Origin of the sequence: uncultured Brachyspira sp., assembly GCF_944393015.1 — a bacterium.
Taxonomy (GTDB): domain Bacteria; phylum Spirochaetota; class Brachyspiria; order Brachyspirales; family Brachyspiraceae; genus Brachyspira.
Genome location: NZ_CALXYQ010000014.1, coordinates 42,934 through 60,951, shown reverse-complemented (window position 1 = coordinate 60,951; position 18,018 = coordinate 42,934). Strand labels below are relative to the sequence as shown.

The following is an 18,018-nucleotide window of genomic DNA, read 5'->3' as shown; positions in this document are numbered from 1 at the left end:
AAAGAATGATCTTTAGCTTTTACTTTATTATTTCCATTTATTTTATATACAAAAAGAGGTAAAGTTGCTATTGTTTCAGCTATAACTCTCACGCATGCAAATACTGTAGAGAAAGTTAAAGCAGTATTAGGATTGACTGCTGATAAAGTTTTATCATTTTGAATAGACAAAAAGTTATTACTGTCAATATGACTGAAATCAGGAAACAGCCACTTTTTTATATAATTCCTTATATTTTTTATAATAGGCATATATATATAAAAAAATATAAGGAAATATAAGTATTATTTAATTATATTATGCTATTTTTTCATTAATAATATCCTCTTGTTTATCTTGATATGCTTTACTTACTCTTTTTACTGCTGTATCAAAATATTCATCATCAAGCTCTATTCCTATAAACTTTCTATTAGTATTAATACATGCAACTCCTGTACTGCCTCCGCCCATAAATGGATCTAGTATTGTATCGTTTTCATCTGAAACTAATCGTACTAAACGCTCCATTAAAGCAACAGGCTTCTGTGTTGGATGCTTATATTGATACTGTTCTCTGTTACAACGCATAATAGATGTTTCTATTTTTCCTTTCTTTACCGTTTGAAATAGATAAAGACCGCTTTTATGACTTTTAAATTTTTTAACTATTAAATGATGTTCTCTTTTTTCTTCATAATTAAACTCTTTTATTCCTGTCTCTATATATTTAATAACATCATCTTTATATTTGCTGTTTAATGCACTCCTTAATCCTTTCCAAATATCTATTATTCTATCCAATTTATTTTTATTAATTTGATATTCCAAATAATCAACATGTGATTTTCTTAAATTAGCATTTCCAAAACTGCGAAAAGAAATATCTTCATGTATTCTTAAAAAATTATGTAAAAAATTAGATGCATTATTTTTTTCCCATACAGCAGTTTCTTTAAACTTAAAACCTAATTTGTCAAGCATTAAGTTCCATCTGAAAAAAGCATCTCCTCTTCCAAAAAATGCTATCATAGAATTATTTTTTAATAATCTTTTCCATTCTCCAAATACTTTATCTTCATTGAAAGGTATATCTAGTTTATGCTTTAAATATAAATACGGTGGATCTGATGCTACAGCATTTATAGAATTACTTTCTAATTCTTCCATAACCTCTTCACAATTTCCCTTAAGTAAAGTACAGTTTCCAATAACAACTTTCCTAACCATAAAAAGCTCCTGAATTATTTTTTTTCTTATAGTTATAAAATATTATATTACTTATTATTAATATATATTTTTAACTAAAATATACTATTAGGAGTATAAATGCCCGATAAAGCTAAAAAAGCCCCTGCCAAGGGCACACCTGCGGTGAAAAACGCCCAAAATAAGCCAAAAAAAGCCGTTAAAATACCAAATCCGCCAGAATATTTTTGTGGGTATTCTTTAAAAAAATGGAAAGAACTTGCTCCTATTTTTGCTGAAAAAAATATGCTTGGAGATGCCGATTTATCAGCATTTGAACTTTTATGCCTGCACTATGGTGATGCTATGAATCTTTATGAAGCTATGATTAATGAAGGAGGTTCTATAGCTGGATATTTAGCAGGTAAAAACTCTCAAACTATGGGCGAATATTTAGCATATCATAAAGCTATAACAGCATATACGAAAATGCTTACTGAGTTTGGTTTAACTCCTGCTTCCAAAAAGAAAGTGCCTGTGCCTGAAGTAGTAGAAGATGACGATCCTTTGAGTAAAATGATAAACGAATAATATATGATTAAATATAAAGAATATATTGATAAAGTTATTAATAAAGAACTGCCTGTGTGTAAATCTGCTTTTTTATCTGTAAAAAGGCATTTAGATGATATAGAAAAATCTAACGCCAAAGGCGGACTTCGTCAAAATAACGATTATCCTTTTTATTTTGATGAGAAAGAAGCTGAAAGACCTATTACTTTTATTCAGTCTTTAGTACATACGAAAGGAGAATGGGCTAATCATAATATTATATTAGAGCCTTGGGAACAGTTTATAATAGCAAGTATATTCGGATGGAGGAGAAAGGAAAATAATTTAAGAAGATTTAAAAAGGCTTATATTCAGGTAAGCAGAAAAAACGGAAAAACTACTTTTGCATCAGGTATAGGCAATTATTGTTTTTTCTGCGACAGTCCTGCAGAGGCTGGAGTTGAAATATACTATATAGCTACTAAAAAAGATCAAGCGAAAATTGCATGGAGTGAAAGCGAAAGGCAGATAAGAAAAGCAAAAGCTCTTAATAAAGAAGCGGTTACATATAAGCAGACTTCTACAATTACAAAGAAAAAAGATACCGCATCAAAATCAAAACCGCTTGGACAAGACAGCAGTACCGAAGACGGATTAAATCCGCATCTGGTTATAGTAGATGAATATCATGCACATCCAGATAATGAACTTCTAAACGTTCTTGAGTCTGGTATGGGAGCGAGACGTCAGCCTCTTACTTTTATAATCACAACCGCAGGTTTTGATAAATCTTCAGTATGTTTTTCTGAATATGAATATGCTAAGCAAATACTAGGGGGAACACTAAATAATGATGAATATTTTACAATAATATACGAGCCTGACAATGTAAATGATATTTGGGTATTTATGAGCGAATATAAAGAAAAATTAAATAAATTAAATAAAGCGGAAAGCCGAGTGCCTGCCGATTTAGAAGAATCGGCAGGAGCTTATAACGAGGCTGTACGCTTGAAACTAATGGAAGATGTTTCAAAGCAGGAAGAATTAATAAATAAAATTATTTTTCAAGCTAATCCTAATATAAATGTTTCTGTAAAAGACAGTTATATTAAATCTAGGCTTTTAGAAGGACTTGATAAGCCTATTCAGAGAACTGATATACTTACAAAAAACTTGAATGTTTGGACTCAGGCAAGCGAGGTTTGGATATCTTCTGACAGATGGCTTAAATCTTATTCACATCAAAATATAAATATAAATGAATTAAAAGGCAGAAAAGCCTGCATCGGTTTGGATTTAGCAACTACAAGAGATATAGCAGCCTATGTTTTATGCTTTGATTCTATTGATAACGGACCGTATATACTTCTGCCCCGATTCTTTATGCCGAAAGAAAATATAAGGCAGCGTTCTAAAGAGGACAGAGTACCTTATGAATTATGGGCTTCGCAGGGTTTAATTACTTTAACAAGCGGCGATATAATAGATTTTGATATTATAGAATCCTCAATACTAAATGATGCCGAGCAGTTTGAAATTATAGAAATAGCTTATGACCCTTGGAAAGCTATTGAAATAGTTACTCATTTAGAAAATGAAGGATTCAAAATGACGCAAATTAGGCAGTCTTTTGCAGTCGGCGGTTTATCTGAAGGTACTTCTTTATTTGAAAAAACTATAGATGAACGAAAGCTCCTTCATGGTAATAATGCAGTTCTTAATTGGATGATAAGCTGCTGTGAAGTAAAAACGGATGGGAGAGATAATTATTTACCCGTGAAACCTGACAGAAGAAGATCATATAAAAGAATTGACGGCGTTGTAGCCTCAATTATGGCTCTTCATAGAGTGATTAAAAATCATTTTGAAGATACGAAAAGTATTTATGAAACTGAAGGTGTATTTACCTTATAATCTGGATACTTTATATATATATTATATAAAGTATCCATTTAAATAATTAAAAAAGGTCTGCGATACTTTCAAATTGTCTATTTCTGTTTCTGTCTTTATTATATAATAACCTAATACTTCGTTTATTTTTTCTCACTTATTTCTTAAAAATTAAGACAAAAACTAATGGGCTTTAAAGCCCATTAGTACTATTAAATCCCTTTCATAAATAGTTTACATGCTTCTATATTATTATTAATGCTTTCTCTTAATTCTTTATAATCTGATATAATATCTTTGTTATTGTCAAGCATTTCAATTAAAGATTCAAAGCGAGTTATAGCAGAACTGTATTTTTCTTCTTTTACTAAATCTGAGCCTTGTTTATAATCAATTAAAAATAATGTTAAGTTAATCATATTGTTTACCTCTTATTTAATTATTTATTGTGTACAATAACTCTGTTCCAAAAGATAGCAAGTTCTTTTCCGTAAAAAAGTTATTTTTTCTCACTTACTTATTAAAAAATTAAGGCAAAAAATAGTAAATGATAAACAATATGATCCTAGAGTAGACAAAAAGATAACTTTTCCCGAGTTCTTATACAAAAAGAAAAGTAAAAACAATCAGATATATAAATGAAAAAATCTTAAATTAAATATTTAGTTTTATAAAAGTCGGCTATTATTATTAAGCTGGCTTGTTTTTATAGTAAATAGTAATAAGTTAAAAATGACTATTTTTTATATGCATAATAAGAAAAATAATATAATTAATAAAAAATTAAAAATGAAGGTATATTATTATGGACGATTCAAGAAATAGTGTTACTATTAATTTCAGACAAGAATTATATAGATGGGTTGCTAAAATGGTTGATAATGCTAAAGCTGATCCATTAAATTACTCTAATGCTACATTCGGCGGTTTTGTACAGGCTTGTGTTGCTAAAGCTAAAAAAGAGTATGAGGAAAAAGGAAGCGAAATAGAGAAATTAAGTAAAAGAGTATCAGAGTTAGAAAATAAAATTAAAAGAATTGATGAATTAGAAAATAAGATTAAAGAATTAGAAAAATAATGCTGATAACCCCCTAATAAAAAAGTTATCGCCACACATGAAAGAGTAGCCACTCGTTGCATCCCTTAAAAGCCCACAGAGATTTTACCCACCCCAGCCAAGCAAATACAAATTACTTATAATTTTATTAAAGAAAAAAAATTAAAAATATTTAATTTTTATTTGAAATATTGTTGACATTTTTCCAAGATATGCTATAATATAATTAATCCTAATGAAAAAAGGAGGATACTTATGATCGAAGTGATTACTTTGGTCACTAAGGTTATAGAGCTTACCACGGCGATTATAACTTTAGTAATAGTTATAAAAAAGATTAAATAATCTTAATTATAACTGACCAAAGGCGGGGATCCGTCCCCGTCACTTCTCATAAGTATATTATATAAAAAAAATTAAAGGTGTCAAGCATGAATCTTCAAATTATTAATATAATATTAAGTTTAATTACTACATCTTTAATGATTGTAATAATTATTAAATTAAATAAACTAAATAGGAAATGATAATGGAAATAAAAAAGAATATGCATGGTGGTGCTCGTGAAGGTGCTGGCAGAAAAAAAAAAGATGATAAGGATAAAAAGCCAAGTTATAGAGTGTCATTCCGATTAAATGAAGAAGAAAATAAAATGCTTGAAGAAGCAGCAAAAAAAGAAGGAATGAGCATAGGACAATATGCTAGAAAATGTGCTTTGGAGAAATTTAAAATATAACAAATAAATAATTTGTATATATAAGGTGTTGTTATAATAAAGGTAAGCATGGTTATATAAATTGGTTTGTTTAAAAGTTTATAAAAATTAGTAAACATATTATGAAAAAATATAGTGAAAAATACATAAATTGGTTATTACGAAAAAGTATTAAGGTAAACAAAAAGAAGCAGAAAAATAACAAAAAAAGAAATAATTCTACACATATTAGAGTAAAAGACCAATATGGAAGGTTTCATAAATTAAAATCTATAGTTAAATATTTTGTAGCTCCTTCTAATTTTAGTTTGATAAATAATACGGAAGAAACTATAGATTATTTTAACAATATAATAAATTATTTTAGGTATAGTAATCATAGATTTAATACTTTATATTTTGATGTGGGAAATATCAAATATATAACTATAGATGCTATTATGTATTTACTAGCTATTATATATAATATAAATAATATAGAAAATAATATTGTAAGAGTAAAAGGTAATTTACCTATAGATGAGAATATTCGAGAAGTATTTATAAAATCAAGATTTACTAATATATTAGAAAATGATGAATTTAATTCATTAAAAGGGAATAAAGGTATATTATCAGGTAATAATATTAATAGTACTGTAATTGGAGATGTTATACAAGCTATGATAAGTCATTTTAATAATCCAGAAAAAACTAATTTTTCATATTTGTATAATACATTAATAGAGTTAATGGAGAATACTATTTCTCATGCCTATATAAATAGCTATTTTATGATGAACAGATGGTATTTGTATATAGACTATAGTAATAAAATAAGTGTTACATTTGTGGATACAGGGTCAGGAATACCTGAAACTATTAATAAAAAATATATAGAAAATGTATCTGATTTCTTTTTAAAAAATAAAAACACTCATTATATATTATCAGCATTAAAAGGAGAATATAGAACTAGAACGAAAGAAAAATATCGAGGAAAAGGACTGCCTCAAATATTTCAATATCATAAAGAAAATAAAATAAAAAAATTGAAAATAATATCATGTAAAGAAAAAGTAGATATGGATATGAAAAGAGATTATAGTTTAAACATTAAATCTTATTTAAAAGGAACTGTATTTTATTGGGAGATAGATTAATAAACTAATTAAATTAAGTAAGGAGTATAAAATGAAAATAAAATTATCAGAAGACTATACTAAAACACCTGGCGGACGATTATCTTCTACTGGTAAATATTCAGCAGAAACATTTAGAGATAAAATGCTAATACCTAAATTAGAAGAAGCTATATCCAAAAAAGAAAAACTTATTATAGACTTTGATGGGTTATATGGATGCGGGATATCATTTCTTGAGGAAACTTTTGGAGGATTAATTAGAAAAGGATTTACAATTAAAGATATATTAAATAATATAGAGTTTATATCAAATGAGGATAATACTATTATACCAAACATAATGAAATCTATAAAAGGATAATATAATGAAAGGTAGAAAATTAAATGTTTCCATAATAATAATTTATATTCTTTTAATTATTACTTTAGCAATAATAAATCTATTTTTTAAAAATAAAATATCTACATTTTTTCATACTGATTTAATGAATATATCCTCATTAATAACAAGTTTAATGATAGGTATATATTTCATCAATAGTCAATCAAAATATGGAAAATTATTAAACAGATATGAAATATTAGTTATAGAATTTCAAAATTTTTTTATTGATAGACTAGCGTATGGAAACAAAAATGAATTACTAATGCATTTGAAATTAGTAAGAAATAAGTTTAATAATATATATAGGTATTCTCATGATATTAATTCTAGCAATATATTAAAGGAAGTAGAAATTATATCAAGTAATATAAAAGAATATGATGATATAATTTCAAATAATTTAGAAGATATAAATTTGGTAATAGACGATATAAATAGAATTGCCCAGGTTATAAATGTTAAATGTGATGATATATTATTTAATATGTATAAATAATTGTGTTGCGATAATATAAATTATCGCAACAATATTAATTACTATATTCTAAAATAAGTTTTTTAATATACTTACGTACACTCATATTATTTTCTTTAGCTAATCTTTTTTAATAGCTTATATTCTTTATATTTGAATCTGCAAACTATTAATTCTCTTTTCATTATTCTACCTCCAAACTTTTTAAGTATATTCCTGTTATAGCTATACTGCTATGATTTAATGCCTGTCTAATAAGTTCTATATCTTTAGTTTGTTTGTATAGGGTAACAGCAAAATAATGCCTTATATCATGTATAGAGTAGGCGGCTTTTATTTTACCTTGATTATACAAACGCTTTGAACTTCTATAAAAGATGTTCCTTATTACTTCAGAACTTTTATTTTTGAAAGGACAATTAAAAGAAAGATTATTCTGTTTTAATAATTTAATAACTTTGTCAGTAACTTTCCCGCTTACTTCCTTGCCTTTTGAATAAGAATAATATTTGTTATTTCTTATTTCTAGTTTAGGTAAAGCACCAACACGCACACCGCATTCCATTATAAAAATGATGGCCACTTTTATAAGCGGATCTGATATATCTTTAATTATTAATTCAATTTCTTTTTTAGTTGGCACTTCCAAACGTTTCTTATTTTTTACAGGCGGACGAGTTTTTGTACCTCGAAAAGGATTTTTCATAAATGGATATCTTCTTTCTAAAAATGAAAAGAAAGAAGAGCAGGAAGAAACTAATGCACGTATACTTAAATTAGAAAGCTCGCTTGAATTAACTTCTGTTATAAAATCATCAGCTTCTCTTGCTTTAATAAATAAAATATTTTTATTATTCATTTTGCAGTATTCCTCTAATTTATTAAGTCCGTTTTTATACTGTCTTTTTGTGTGATTGCTTTTTGTTTTTGAACATTGCTTAAAAAAGTTTTCTTTTTCTGTTTCATAATCTATCTGTTTAATAAGCTGCTCTTCTTTCATATAGTCAAGTATATTCAAGTAGTTAGCTTGCTTTACTAAAATCGCAGCCTGCTGTTCAGTTATTATATTATTATTGCCTTGTAATATTAATTCTTTATTTTTTTTATAAGCCATACTTATACCTTTTCATAAATTAAAGACTTATTACGATTTTTTTAGTCTTTATTTATATGAAAAGAATATAAACTTTTATAACTTTTTAAATATACATAGCTATTATTTATTTTTAAACTTTTATACTATATTATTTTCAATCAGTACTGTAAAAATATTAGTAGGTGATATTTTTACAGTATCATAGTGATGTTACGAAGATAAGTGTTAATTGTTAAAACTCGGAATTAGTTTACTCAAAATCCGACTTTGAAAATTCCCTCCTTTACAATTATAAGATTAAAAATGCCTACTTCATTTTTGATAATTGTCTATTATTGAATGCTCTAATCACCCCGGATGTACACAGTCTATTAGTATATACTTCATTATCTTTTAAATAACTATCATATTTTTGTACTCGTCTATGTACATTAGATTTACTTATATTTAATTTTTTAGCTATTGAATAAATACTTAAATGCTGATAGTAATACATATTAAATATTATTCTTTCTAAATCATTATTTATTGACTTATAACAATTAGACAAAACTATATCAGAATATTTATAATGAAAAAATATATATTCAGGCTCATACTTTTTATCGTCTGCTATCGTATCAATTAAATATTTTTCTTTTTTATCATCATATACTTTATCAAAAAGCGATTTAGTACCTAATCTATAATTAATATGTTTTCTTCTGCCGTGCAAAAATCTGTCTAATTCTCTAAAAATAAAATATTTTATAGTATAAAATAAAATCTTTGTATAAGTTTCTGCTATAATAGGTTTTGTACTATGTTTTATATAATTCAAACCTTTTATAAGTCCCATAAAACCAATGTTAATTAACTCTTCTTTTTCAAAAGATTTTATATAATATAAACTATTAACTACTTTATACACTAACAATTTCAAATTAATCAATATTTTATTTCGCATTATTATACTTTCTTCTTCATTAGTTATCTTTTTCCATTCTTTAATTATATTAAAATCATATTGTTTTTTTTCTTGTAATGTCATTTTTCACCCTTAAAGTAATTATAAAGTTCTTTTATTACACTTACTACTTTATCATCAATATTTAATAATATAGCATTTAATATCATAGCTGTATCTCTTGAAGTTTTATAACTTTGAATAAATATACCTTTTTTATTTTTTGGCACTATTCCTATAACATGAATACAGCCTTGTTTTTTTAATTTATTGGTAAACTCTTCAATATCTTTCTTTAATTCATCATTATCAATTAACTTAGTGATATTCATTAAAAAGGCACCTCCTCGTCATCTTCCTGACTATTATTTTGTGCTGTATTATTAGATTCTTTCTTATCTGAAAGCATCTGCATTGATTGCATAATAATTCTCACCTTAGATCTGGCAGTATTTGTGTTTTTATCCTGCCATCTTTCCTGCCTTAATGTTCCGCTTATACAAACCTGCTTTCCTTTTGTAAGATATTTATTTGCTGTTTCTGCAAGTTTATCAAATGCCACTATATCAAAATAATTTACTTCTGTAGTATTTTTTGTACTTATATAATAATTATTTGCTATAGAGAACTCGGAAATTTCTTTTCCGCCTTGGCTATACTTTCTCTGAGGATCAGCAGTCAATCTTCCTATTAATGTTACAGCATTATGATCAGACATAATAACTCCTAATTTAATTTGATTACTATATCGCAAAGTAAAGCAGTTATATTTGATAAAAAGAAACAAATCAAATAGAACGCCTTAGCAATGTTATTTTTAGATGTTATACTAATAAAAATACATATAACACTAAATATTCCAAAACTTATAGAACCTATTTGATAAACAATCATTTATATATCTCTGTCTCACTATAATAATTTTTATATGCTAATTTTCTGGGAAGTTTTGAAACTCTCTTAAATAATAAGCATTGATATTTTTTACCAACTTTTATTAATATTTTTAATCTTGCTATAATATCTTCTTCCTTTTTATAACTTATCTTTTTATGCCAATCATATCTAATACGACTTTTTATTCTTTTATAAATAGCTTTATATTTATTAGCTTTATTCTTTAAAGTCATAATAATTCCTATCAAATAAGTTCTGTATTTCTTCTTCAAACTCTTTATATATATCTTTTAAACATTTTCTTATTTTATTGTTCATATCAGATATATTTTCAACTTTAGTTCCTTTTTTTATCCTTATATATTCATGATGAATATATAAATCTATATATTTTAATTGTTTGTAATCTTTATCAAAATGAATATTAAAGTCTAATTCATTAAACGGAAGCATATTTTTTAATATACTTTTTACTTTTTCTCTTAAAATTATTATTTCTTTATTAAGCATTTTCAAACCTTATTTAATATATTTTTCTACTGCTTGCATATAAAAACCTAAACTATGATTACAGTTTAATTTCTCATTATTAATAGTTACAAATAATTCATTTTTCTTTCCGTCTCGTCGTCCCTTTGATATTATTTTGTTATAGCTTATATCAATATTTTCATATTGATGCTTTAACACTCCTAAAATGTCATTCATTCTTCTGAACTCATAATTTACATCATTATAATTAATAATCGCTTTAATCATCTATTTTTATCTCTTTTATTTACTTTTTGCAGCATTTTTTAGATAATATAAAACTTCATTTAAATAATTACTTGAATATAATTTTTTACTGCTTTTGCTATATAAAATAAATCTTTTTGTTTTCTTTTCATATATCAAATTAAAATCTCTGCTTTTACCATTATGATAAAAGTTTTCTATTGTAAAACAAAAAATTATAGATTTATCTTTTTCATTTTCCATAACTGCCATATCTTTTTTATAAGTGAAAAATAATCTAGTGAATATTTTTGATATTATTCTTTTTTCTTTATTATTCATCATCTTCCTCTTCATAAACAATAGTGATTGGAATACCCATATACTTCGATAAACCTTCTAAGCATGATATACAAAGTTTACCTTCTTTTTCTTTCTCTTTTTCTATACCATCTTTATCCTTATATTTAATATTTATTTGTCCTTCCAATATATAATCATCATTTATATTTTTTTTACATATATCACAAATCATTTTTTATTTCCCTTATTCTTTTTCATATATCTATACAAAGTTTCTTTATTATCTTTAACTTTATATAATATATCCAAAACAACATCCTCTGGTTTTTTATTATTTTTTATAGCAGTTTGATATATAAGAGTTGTATATCCTATTAATATATCATCATAACTACCTTTTATTTTTCCAACAGTTTCATTTTCTTTTGTATTATCAAACAATATAAATGTATCTTTCATTTATAAACCCTAATCAGCAAAAAGCATTTTATTGCCTTCACTATCCACTTTATCTCCGTCTGAATCAAAGTCCCATCTGTTTATATTATCTTCATCTACACCTGAACTTAATGGATCTTCTTCATTCTCCTCATCTATTCTATAATTTGAATCATCTTCATCTTCTCCAAAAGATATTATCTCATTGTTTTCTTTTAATGTGTCTTCAAAAGATTTATTTTTTCTTTTATTAATTTCTTCTTGTATATCTAATTTATACCTCTCAAGCATTGTAACTTTTTGCAGTTCTTTCAATTCTTCAAGAGTTAGTTCTGATAGTCTTCTGCCTTGTGTTATTTTATTTTCAAGTTCTCTGCTTTTTCCAGCCTTTCTGCCTTGTAAAATATGTTTGGCAGTTTCATTGTAATTATTATCTATCTTTTTTATTTCACTCTCTAATAAAGATATTTGTTCTAAAGCCTCATCACTTAAAATAGTATACTGTTCACCTTTTGATATTTCTTTTATTTGTTCTTTTAATTTTTCTATATTTGTATCATCAAGATATTCACCTCGTTTTTTTAATTCTTCAATAATTTTATTTCTATATCCTTCTGGTAAATTATAATCCGAGAGATATTTTTTTAATGAAATAGTATTTATTAGAATCCATATAGTTCCTTCATACTCTCCAACAGGACATATAGAAAAATCAATATTTTCTTTTGTTTCTTTTTTACTAACTTTTGATATAAATCTCTGTATAGCATTCATAACTGTATTGGCTTCTTCTTTATCATCAGATTTGAATGTTATACCAAAAAGTCCGTTATCTTCTATAAAGTTTAGCTCTCTCATTCTTTATTTCCTCTTTTATTTTCTAATTCTTCTTTTTTAATTATTGCTAGACCTATCATAGTTAAAAATATTTTTGCAGGCATATCTTCTTTTTTACTTACAAAGTCTATAAACTCTGATAATAAATATATAATGTCTTCACCATTGACATTATTTATATCAATTAATACTTTTCCTTCTGATGCATCTTTTTCTAAATATATATATTCTTTGTTTTCTTTTTCCATGATTTACTCCTTTTAATAATCTTTATAATCTTTCTTTTTATTTCCAAAAGCTCCGTCTTCTTTTGCTGTTTTTCTGCTATGGCATCTTTTACACAATGCCTGTAAATTATTTTTATCATAAAATAATGCATCATCTTCGCTTTCTACACGCTTTATATGGTCCACATGTTCAGCAAAGTTATGGCATTCAGCAAAGTTTTTACAAAGCGGATTTTCTTTTAAAAAACTTTCTCTAAAAGCACGCCATTTTTTGCTTTGGTATCTTTTATATGCTTTTTCATTACTTCTCATTGTTGCTATGTTCGTACTCGCCTGCCAATAGCTAGCAACTAAAGTTACTAGCTGGCTCGTACTCACCTCCTTTATTTCCGCTCCTGTCGAGTAGGCAGCTCGGCTCACTACTCCTTTTTTATCTCCTGATTTTTGAACATCTTATTTACAAGTTATCAACATTGTTGACAACTTATAAACAATTATTGCTATGTTCGCCTCGCTTTCTAATTCCCGAGCCTGTAAACAGTCTCGGCGGCTCGGCTCACTCCTTCTTTTTTTATCTCCTATTTTTTAATAAAATCTTATATAAATAATCAAAATAATATTTTGACTATTTATAATAAAAACTAATTTAATTCTGATTCTTCTAGCTTATGAAATAAATCTAAAGGCTTAGTCAAATCAACTTTTTTCATTCTGTAATTTTCTATATAAGATTGATGACTTACAACTTTAGCTTTAGCTTTTTCTGTATCTTCTATAGCTCCGTTAAAAATATATATATCGCTGAATATAATCCAATTGAATAATTGTACATTCTGCCATTTATAACAGCTTCTTGCATAACCGCAATCTTTTATCTCTAATTTTTCTTTTAATTCTTCCTCTATATAAACATCTTTAGCTTTATATTCTCCTACCTTTACAAATAGGTCTTTTTCATATATGCCGTTTGAATAGTTATCTATGATTTTTATTAATCCTAGACTTTTAAATAACTCTATATCTTTAGTTATATTTCCGTCCCAAAATATAGCAATTTCAGTATCTCTCATTTTTCTGCATAACTGCATAACATCCTCCTTATCCTCTATGATGCTAATTTATCAGATTTGATTTCATACTTCTGCATTTCTATTTCTATAATTTTTAAGTTTAATAGTCTGCTTGTAAGTCTGCCTTTCATATATTCAGCATCTGTTTTTTTATTTAAACTTTTTAAGAGATCATCATAGCTTTTATTTGATGTAAGAATAACTGTTTTTTCTCCGCTTCTGATATTGTCAAATATTTTATAGTATCCATCTATAGCATAATGAAAGCCTACACTGTCAATATCATCTATCATAATAATATCTGAATTTTTGGCATTATCTATTTTTTTATCAATGGCAGCTTTCATATCTTTATCCTTAGCATTTTGATTAAATAAGTTTTTATGTAAATCTTCAAAATGGCTTGCCTTCATATACATTACTTTTATATTATTAATAGCGTATATCTGCCATAACATTTTAAGCATTGTAGTTTTGCCTGTTCCGCTTTTACCTCTGAAATATAAGGACATTGTACTTCCTACATTCAAATATTTTTTTATAGAATTAATCAGCTCAGTTTGATTAAATCTTTCTGCAAAAATATCTAAAGTCATTTCATTATCTAATGTACCAAATACTAAATTATATGTTTTTATAAGGTTATCAATTCTTTCTATCTTTTCTGATATTTTACTTTTTTCATCGCTGACACAGTCGCACATAGTAGGCAGGCTGTATCTTCTCCCTGAAAAACTTAAATCATCTGAAACTTTTAAAAATCCGTACTCATCGCATTTAGTACACTTTGGGTCTTTTCCGTCCCTTGCTTTTGATTTCAATTCTTCCAAATATTTTTTATAGCTTTGCAGACAATATCCGTTATCCGCAATTTGCAATTTGTGAATATGCATCATCTAGGTTTCCTCCTTCTTCTATAATTTTTAATAAATAATTAAGTTTATCAATTCCGCTTGGTATTGTATATTTTTTTGGATTCTCGCTCTGAGTTTTGTTTTCTTCGCTTGTATTATTTTGTTTTTCTTCCTGTGTTTCTAATAGAGCATACTTTGTTAAATCCTGAAGTCTTAAACTTTTTCGTTCTTCAATAGGCAGCCTGAAAAAACTTTTTTTAACTGAGTTCAATACTTCATCAATATTGTTATTTTTTCTATTAGAAAATGCATCTAATAAATGTTTTTTATAGGGTGCTGATTTTATGTAATCAATTCCAAAATTAACTAATTCCTTATGAAGTTTATTGAACTTCTCTAAAAACTCATTTTGAAGCTGAAGCTCTTTTATCTCTTTATCATCTGTTAAAAGTTTTGCAGGATATATTGGATTTTCGTCTATATCTTCATTAAACAAACTAGGCTCATCATATATCACAGTAACAGGAGCTTCGAGTTCCTGAAGTTTTTTATCTTCCTCTTTCAGCTCCTCAATTTTATTTTTCAAATTAGTAAAGTCATATACTAATCCTACTTTTATACATCGTTTGTCTTTATATGTTCTTGCTATTTTTATTTTTAAATAGCCTTTTGCCTGCAGGCTTTTTCTTTGTCTTGTACATCTTCTGCTGATATCTTTATCTCTAATTTCATTAAAATCTTTATTTACTAAATGAAATATCCAGCATATAAACTCAAACTCGCTTGTTGTTAATCCTAGTCTAGTTCTATATTCAAGCACTTCAAAAGGTATTGTTAACAAATCTGCAGGATAATCTATTTTTCCGTAAAGTGCCGAAAACTTTTCTAACTCTGCCATTATTCTATACCGCCTAATATATTTTTATAAGTCAATTTTCGTACTAACATTAAACCGCCTCCGTGATAGTATTTTTTAAAAAATATTCCTCCTTCTGCAGTGATAAAAATTATTAAAGCAAAGAACTGCCTAAATGATTTAAATAAATTTATGCTGCATTTGTTTTTGATATTTTTTAGCAGGAATGCTAATTGATGAAATAAACTCTGTTCTTTATCTAAAAAAGTCAAGCATAACTTTTTAGTTGCAATTATTATCGAGATTTTTAAGAATTGTTTTTGTTGTAAATCTAGTATGTTTTTTAAGCATACTAGATTTTTTAATTTATCGATTTTTATTTTGAGAGAAGATTTTGAAACCTGTACCGCTTTCCATAGTCTTAGAAAATTCGTTAAAATTAAAAATTTTCAGTATATAACTAAACAACTACATTTTGTCAGAAATAATTTTTTTGAATTTTAAATATCTGCAGGGCTTTGCCCACCGCTCTGCGTGCTTACGCAGCACCCCACTTCTTTTGCGACCGAAGGAAGTACTGTAAGTATTGCCACAAAGAAGCTATATCCTCGACAGGCTCGGATACGCTTCGCGAAAGCCTGCATTTATGGTCTCAATTTAGCTTATATCCTATATTTAATAAGTATATATTTAATATAAAGTTCTAGTAATTGCGTTTTTTGCTACTTTTTTGTGCGGCAAAAAAGTAGATAATATCTATATAAAATTCATCAGTTGACAAACTTAAAAATTTTCAGTATATATAGAAAATTTTTGAAAATAGTATTTAATATTTACTAAAATTATTGCAAAACGTATATAAACAAAACTAGAATGCAGATTTCATTAAAAAACGAATATTTTTGGTATTAAACTTGATTTACTTATTAAATGAATGTATCATATAAAAATGTTTAATAGGTTTAAAATAAATAATCCATTACATATTATTTCATTATTAATAATATTATTATCCATAGTTATTAATATATCTATATCTTTGTATTCTATACCTTATAGAGCTACATTAGATGATTTTCAGCATTTTTATGATATGTATAAATGGTATGAGAAAAAAGAAATTCCATATACAGGTACTAGATTTGAATTATGCGATACATATAAAGAAGAATTTACTATGCCTAGAGTTCCTGGAGGAATATATTATATTATTTATACTTTATTTTATAAACTATCTTCAGAAAATTTGAATACAGCAAAAATAATAAATTATGTATTTAGTTTAATTATTATAATAATATTTCTAATATGGGTTGGTAAAAGATTTGATTATATAGTATTGGCTTTTATGTCTGTACTTATATTATGCAATGGTTATTTAATAAGAGCATTAACATTATTTTGGAATCCGAATATAGCATTAATTTTTAGTTTCATATTTTTTATTTTTATGTTTGAGTATGTTTATGAAAGTAATGATGCTATGGTTAAATTATCGGCTGTATTCATATTCCCGGTATTAGCAATAATGGCACAAGCTCATTTTTCTGTATTTTTCTCTATGGTGCCTACTGTTATAATTTATCTTTTAATAAAATTTAAAAAAACTTTGAAATATATTTTTTATTGGATAATAGGAATATTTATATCATTTCTTTTATATCTTCCTTATTTAGTACATGAAATAAATAATAATTTTTACAATACTGTTTTAATGTTGCAAAAGAAAGGAGAGACTAGCAATATAGGTTTTCCGCAATATCAGGCTTTTGTATTGTTTCCAAGTAATGAAATGTCTTCAATTTATATGAGAAATTTAGATAATATATTAAACTTTTGGTTTTCAAATCCATCATTTGTATATGGTTTTATATTATTAATATTAAGTTTAATATTTACAGCCATTTGTTTGATTGGAAGTTTTTATATTATCATAAATAAAAAACAATTTATTTTGCAAACAAAAAAAGAAATAGCTGCTAGAGAAATGTTTTTGATACTTCTACTTTCTATTATAGTATCTACAATATTTTTTATGATTGCTCCGCCTAGAACTAGTTCATTTCATTATCTATATGGAGTTTTTGCTTTATCATTTTCTCCTATACTATTTTTTATTTTAAAGTTTGAGGAGAAGCTTATTAATAGAAGGTATGTTTTGTATATATTATTTTTATTTTTGATTTTTTATTCATTTGCAATGTTTGGAACTGTTAAAAGATATATAGATAATTATGAATACAATATGTCCGTAAATGTACATAAAGAAATAGAAAATTATATAAAAAAACAAAATTGATAATTATTATTTTTGTAGTTGTAAGTTATAATATATTGCAACAATTATATTTTTAAGAATACTTTTCATCTTTTCTTTATATAGTTTTAAGATAAAAAGTATTCTTT

At 25.9% G+C, this 18,018-nt stretch carries 27 protein-coding genes and 1 pseudogene; 8 read left to right on the top strand and 20 right to left on the bottom strand.

Going from position 1 to position 18,018, the window contains the following annotated elements:
- Together Q0K19_RS06805 and Q0K19_RS06800 are read right to left on the bottom strand one after the other, a co-directional pair.
- A pseudogene (locus Q0K19_RS06805) lies at nt 1-251 on the bottom strand (phage portal protein); the annotation flags it as partial.
- 46 nt (nt 252-297) lie between these two features.
- Nucleotides 298-1,209 carry a site-specific DNA-methyltransferase gene (locus Q0K19_RS06800; protein ID WP_297246598.1) on the bottom strand — a complete coding sequence of 304 codons (912 nt, stop codon included), beginning with the start codon at nt 1,207-1,209 and terminating at the stop codon, nt 298-300.
- Between the two features lie 99 nt (nt 1,210-1,308).
- On the opposite strand from Q0K19_RS06800, the gene Q0K19_RS06795 reads away from it, so the two are divergent.
- Both Q0K19_RS06795 and Q0K19_RS06790 read left to right on the top strand, forming a co-directional pair.
- A complete protein-coding gene (locus tag Q0K19_RS06795; protein WP_297246596.1) occupies nt 1,309-1,758 on the top strand; it encodes a P27 family phage terminase small subunit in 450 nt (149 codons plus the stop codon).
- 3 nt (nt 1,759-1,761) lie between these two features.
- A complete protein-coding gene (locus Q0K19_RS06790) occupies nt 1,762-3,636 on the top strand; it encodes a terminase large subunit (protein WP_297246594.1) in 1,875 nt (624 codons plus the stop codon).
- A 191-nt stretch (nt 3,637-3,827) separates the two neighbouring features.
- Here Q0K19_RS06790 and Q0K19_RS06785 read toward each other — a convergent pair whose 3' ends face one another.
- Nucleotides 3,828-4,034 carry a hypothetical protein gene (locus Q0K19_RS06785; protein WP_297246593.1) on the bottom strand — a complete coding sequence of 69 codons (207 nt, stop codon included), beginning with the start codon at nt 4,032-4,034 and terminating at the stop codon, nt 3,828-3,830.
- Nucleotides 4,035-4,420: 386 nt separating this feature from the next.
- Here Q0K19_RS06785 and Q0K19_RS06780 point away from each other — a divergent pair, with 386 nt between their 5' ends.
- From Q0K19_RS06780 to Q0K19_RS06760, 5 genes are all read left to right on the top strand, one after another.
- Nucleotides 4,421-4,693: a hypothetical protein gene (locus Q0K19_RS06780; RefSeq protein ID WP_297246591.1), complete on the top strand. Its 273-nt coding sequence runs from the start codon at nt 4,421-4,423 to the stop codon at nt 4,691-4,693.
- A gap of 508 nt (nt 4,694-5,201) precedes the next feature.
- Nucleotides 5,202-5,408, top strand: a complete 207-nt coding sequence (locus tag Q0K19_RS06775; RefSeq protein WP_297246589.1) for a DUF6290 family protein — start codon at nt 5,202-5,204, stop codon at nt 5,406-5,408.
- Nucleotides 5,409-5,509: 101 nt separating this feature from the next.
- Nucleotides 5,510-6,529, top strand: a complete 1,020-nt coding sequence (locus Q0K19_RS06770) for a hypothetical protein (protein WP_297246588.1) — start codon at nt 5,510-5,512, stop codon at nt 6,527-6,529.
- A 31-nt stretch (nt 6,530-6,560) separates the two neighbouring features.
- Entirely contained in the window at nt 6,561-6,872 is a 312-nt protein-coding gene (locus Q0K19_RS06765; RefSeq protein ID WP_297246586.1) for an STAS-like domain-containing protein, read from the top strand.
- A 4-nt stretch (nt 6,873-6,876) separates the two neighbouring features.
- A complete protein-coding gene (locus tag Q0K19_RS06760) occupies nt 6,877-7,392 on the top strand; it encodes a hypothetical protein (RefSeq protein WP_297246584.1) in 516 nt (171 codons plus the stop codon).
- A 163-nt stretch (nt 7,393-7,555) separates the two neighbouring features.
- Here Q0K19_RS06760 and Q0K19_RS06755 read toward each other — a convergent pair whose 3' ends face one another.
- The 17 genes from Q0K19_RS06755 to Q0K19_RS06675 all read right to left on the bottom strand — a co-directional run bounded on the left by Q0K19_RS06755 (nt 7,556) and on the right by Q0K19_RS06675 (nt 15,654).
- Nucleotides 7,556-8,485 (bottom strand): site-specific integrase, encoded by a 930-nt coding sequence (locus Q0K19_RS06755; protein ID WP_297246582.1) that lies wholly within the window; start codon nt 8,483-8,485, stop codon nt 7,556-7,558.
- A gap of 289 nt (nt 8,486-8,774) precedes the next feature.
- Nucleotides 8,775-9,497, bottom strand: coding sequence for a sigma-70 family RNA polymerase sigma factor (locus Q0K19_RS06750; RefSeq protein WP_297246580.1), 723 nt, complete (start codon nt 9,495-9,497; stop codon nt 8,775-8,777).
- Nucleotides 9,494-9,745 carry a hypothetical protein gene (locus Q0K19_RS06745; protein ID WP_047104446.1) on the bottom strand — a complete coding sequence of 84 codons (252 nt, stop codon included), beginning with the start codon at nt 9,743-9,745 and terminating at the stop codon, nt 9,494-9,496. Before Q0K19_RS06745 ends, Q0K19_RS06750 begins: the two co-directional genes overlap by 4 nt.
- Nucleotides 9,745-10,131 carry a single-stranded DNA-binding protein gene (locus Q0K19_RS06740; protein WP_297246577.1) on the bottom strand — a complete coding sequence of 129 codons (387 nt, stop codon included), beginning with the start codon at nt 10,129-10,131 and terminating at the stop codon, nt 9,745-9,747. Before Q0K19_RS06740 ends, Q0K19_RS06745 begins: the two co-directional genes overlap by 1 nt.
- A gap of 8 nt (nt 10,132-10,139) precedes the next feature.
- Nucleotides 10,140-10,307 (bottom strand): hypothetical protein, encoded by a 168-nt coding sequence (locus tag Q0K19_RS06735; protein ID WP_020003313.1) that lies wholly within the window; start codon nt 10,305-10,307, stop codon nt 10,140-10,142.
- Complete coding sequence (locus tag Q0K19_RS06730; protein WP_297246573.1) at nt 10,304-10,543, bottom strand: hypothetical protein; 240 nt, start codon at nt 10,541-10,543, stop codon at nt 10,304-10,306. Before Q0K19_RS06730 ends, Q0K19_RS06735 begins: the two co-directional genes overlap by 4 nt.
- Complete coding sequence (locus Q0K19_RS06725; protein ID WP_297246571.1) at nt 10,527-10,820, bottom strand: hypothetical protein; 294 nt, start codon at nt 10,818-10,820, stop codon at nt 10,527-10,529. The genes Q0K19_RS06730 and Q0K19_RS06725 overlap by 17 nt, the downstream gene beginning before the upstream one ends.
- 9 nt (nt 10,821-10,829) lie before the next feature.
- Complete coding sequence (locus Q0K19_RS06720) at nt 10,830-11,069, bottom strand: hypothetical protein (protein ID WP_297246569.1); 240 nt, start codon at nt 11,067-11,069, stop codon at nt 10,830-10,832.
- A 15-nt stretch (nt 11,070-11,084) separates the two neighbouring features.
- Nucleotides 11,085-11,369 carry a hypothetical protein gene (locus Q0K19_RS06715; protein ID WP_297246568.1) on the bottom strand — a complete coding sequence of 95 codons (285 nt, stop codon included), beginning with the start codon at nt 11,367-11,369 and terminating at the stop codon, nt 11,085-11,087.
- The gene (locus Q0K19_RS06710; RefSeq protein ID WP_297246566.1) at nt 11,362-11,562 is read right to left on the bottom strand and encodes a hypothetical protein; all 201 of its coding nucleotides are present in this window, start codon (nt 11,560-11,562) and stop codon (nt 11,362-11,364) included. Before Q0K19_RS06710 ends, Q0K19_RS06715 begins: the two co-directional genes overlap by 8 nt.
- Nucleotides 11,559-11,789 carry a hypothetical protein gene (locus Q0K19_RS06705; protein WP_297246564.1) on the bottom strand — a complete coding sequence of 77 codons (231 nt, stop codon included), beginning with the start codon at nt 11,787-11,789 and terminating at the stop codon, nt 11,559-11,561. The genes Q0K19_RS06710 and Q0K19_RS06705 overlap by 4 nt, the downstream gene beginning before the upstream one ends.
- A gap of 9 nt (nt 11,790-11,798) precedes the next feature.
- On the bottom strand, nt 11,799-12,626 hold the full coding sequence (locus tag Q0K19_RS06700; protein WP_297246562.1) for a hypothetical protein: 828 nt from the start codon (nt 12,624-12,626) through the stop codon (nt 11,799-11,801).
- Nucleotides 12,623-12,853, bottom strand: coding sequence for a hypothetical protein (locus Q0K19_RS06695; protein WP_297244929.1), 231 nt, complete (start codon nt 12,851-12,853; stop codon nt 12,623-12,625). The genes Q0K19_RS06700 and Q0K19_RS06695 overlap by 4 nt, the downstream gene beginning before the upstream one ends.
- Nucleotides 12,854-12,865: 12 nt before the next feature.
- Nucleotides 12,866-13,144: an HNH endonuclease signature motif containing protein gene (locus Q0K19_RS06690; RefSeq protein ID WP_367172147.1), complete on the bottom strand. Its 279-nt coding sequence runs from the start codon at nt 13,142-13,144 to the stop codon at nt 12,866-12,868.
- 329 nt (nt 13,145-13,473) lie between these two features.
- Nucleotides 13,474-13,920, bottom strand: a complete 447-nt coding sequence (locus tag Q0K19_RS06685; protein ID WP_297246558.1) for a hypothetical protein — start codon at nt 13,918-13,920, stop codon at nt 13,474-13,476.
- A gap of 17 nt (nt 13,921-13,937) precedes the next feature.
- Complete coding sequence (locus Q0K19_RS06680; RefSeq protein WP_297246557.1) at nt 13,938-14,798, bottom strand: AAA family ATPase; 861 nt, start codon at nt 14,796-14,798, stop codon at nt 13,938-13,940.
- The gene (locus Q0K19_RS06675) at nt 14,764-15,654 is read right to left on the bottom strand and encodes a hypothetical protein (RefSeq protein WP_297246555.1); all 891 of its coding nucleotides are present in this window, start codon (nt 15,652-15,654) and stop codon (nt 14,764-14,766) included. The genes Q0K19_RS06680 and Q0K19_RS06675 overlap by 35 nt, the downstream gene beginning before the upstream one ends.
- Before the next feature lie 907 nt (nt 15,655-16,561).
- Between Q0K19_RS06675 and Q0K19_RS06670 the strand changes: the two genes are divergently transcribed.
- Nucleotides 16,562-17,911, top strand: coding sequence for a hypothetical protein (locus tag Q0K19_RS06670; protein ID WP_297246553.1), 1,350 nt, complete (start codon nt 16,562-16,564; stop codon nt 17,909-17,911).
- The last annotated feature ends 107 nt before the right edge of the window (nt 17,912-18,018 follow it).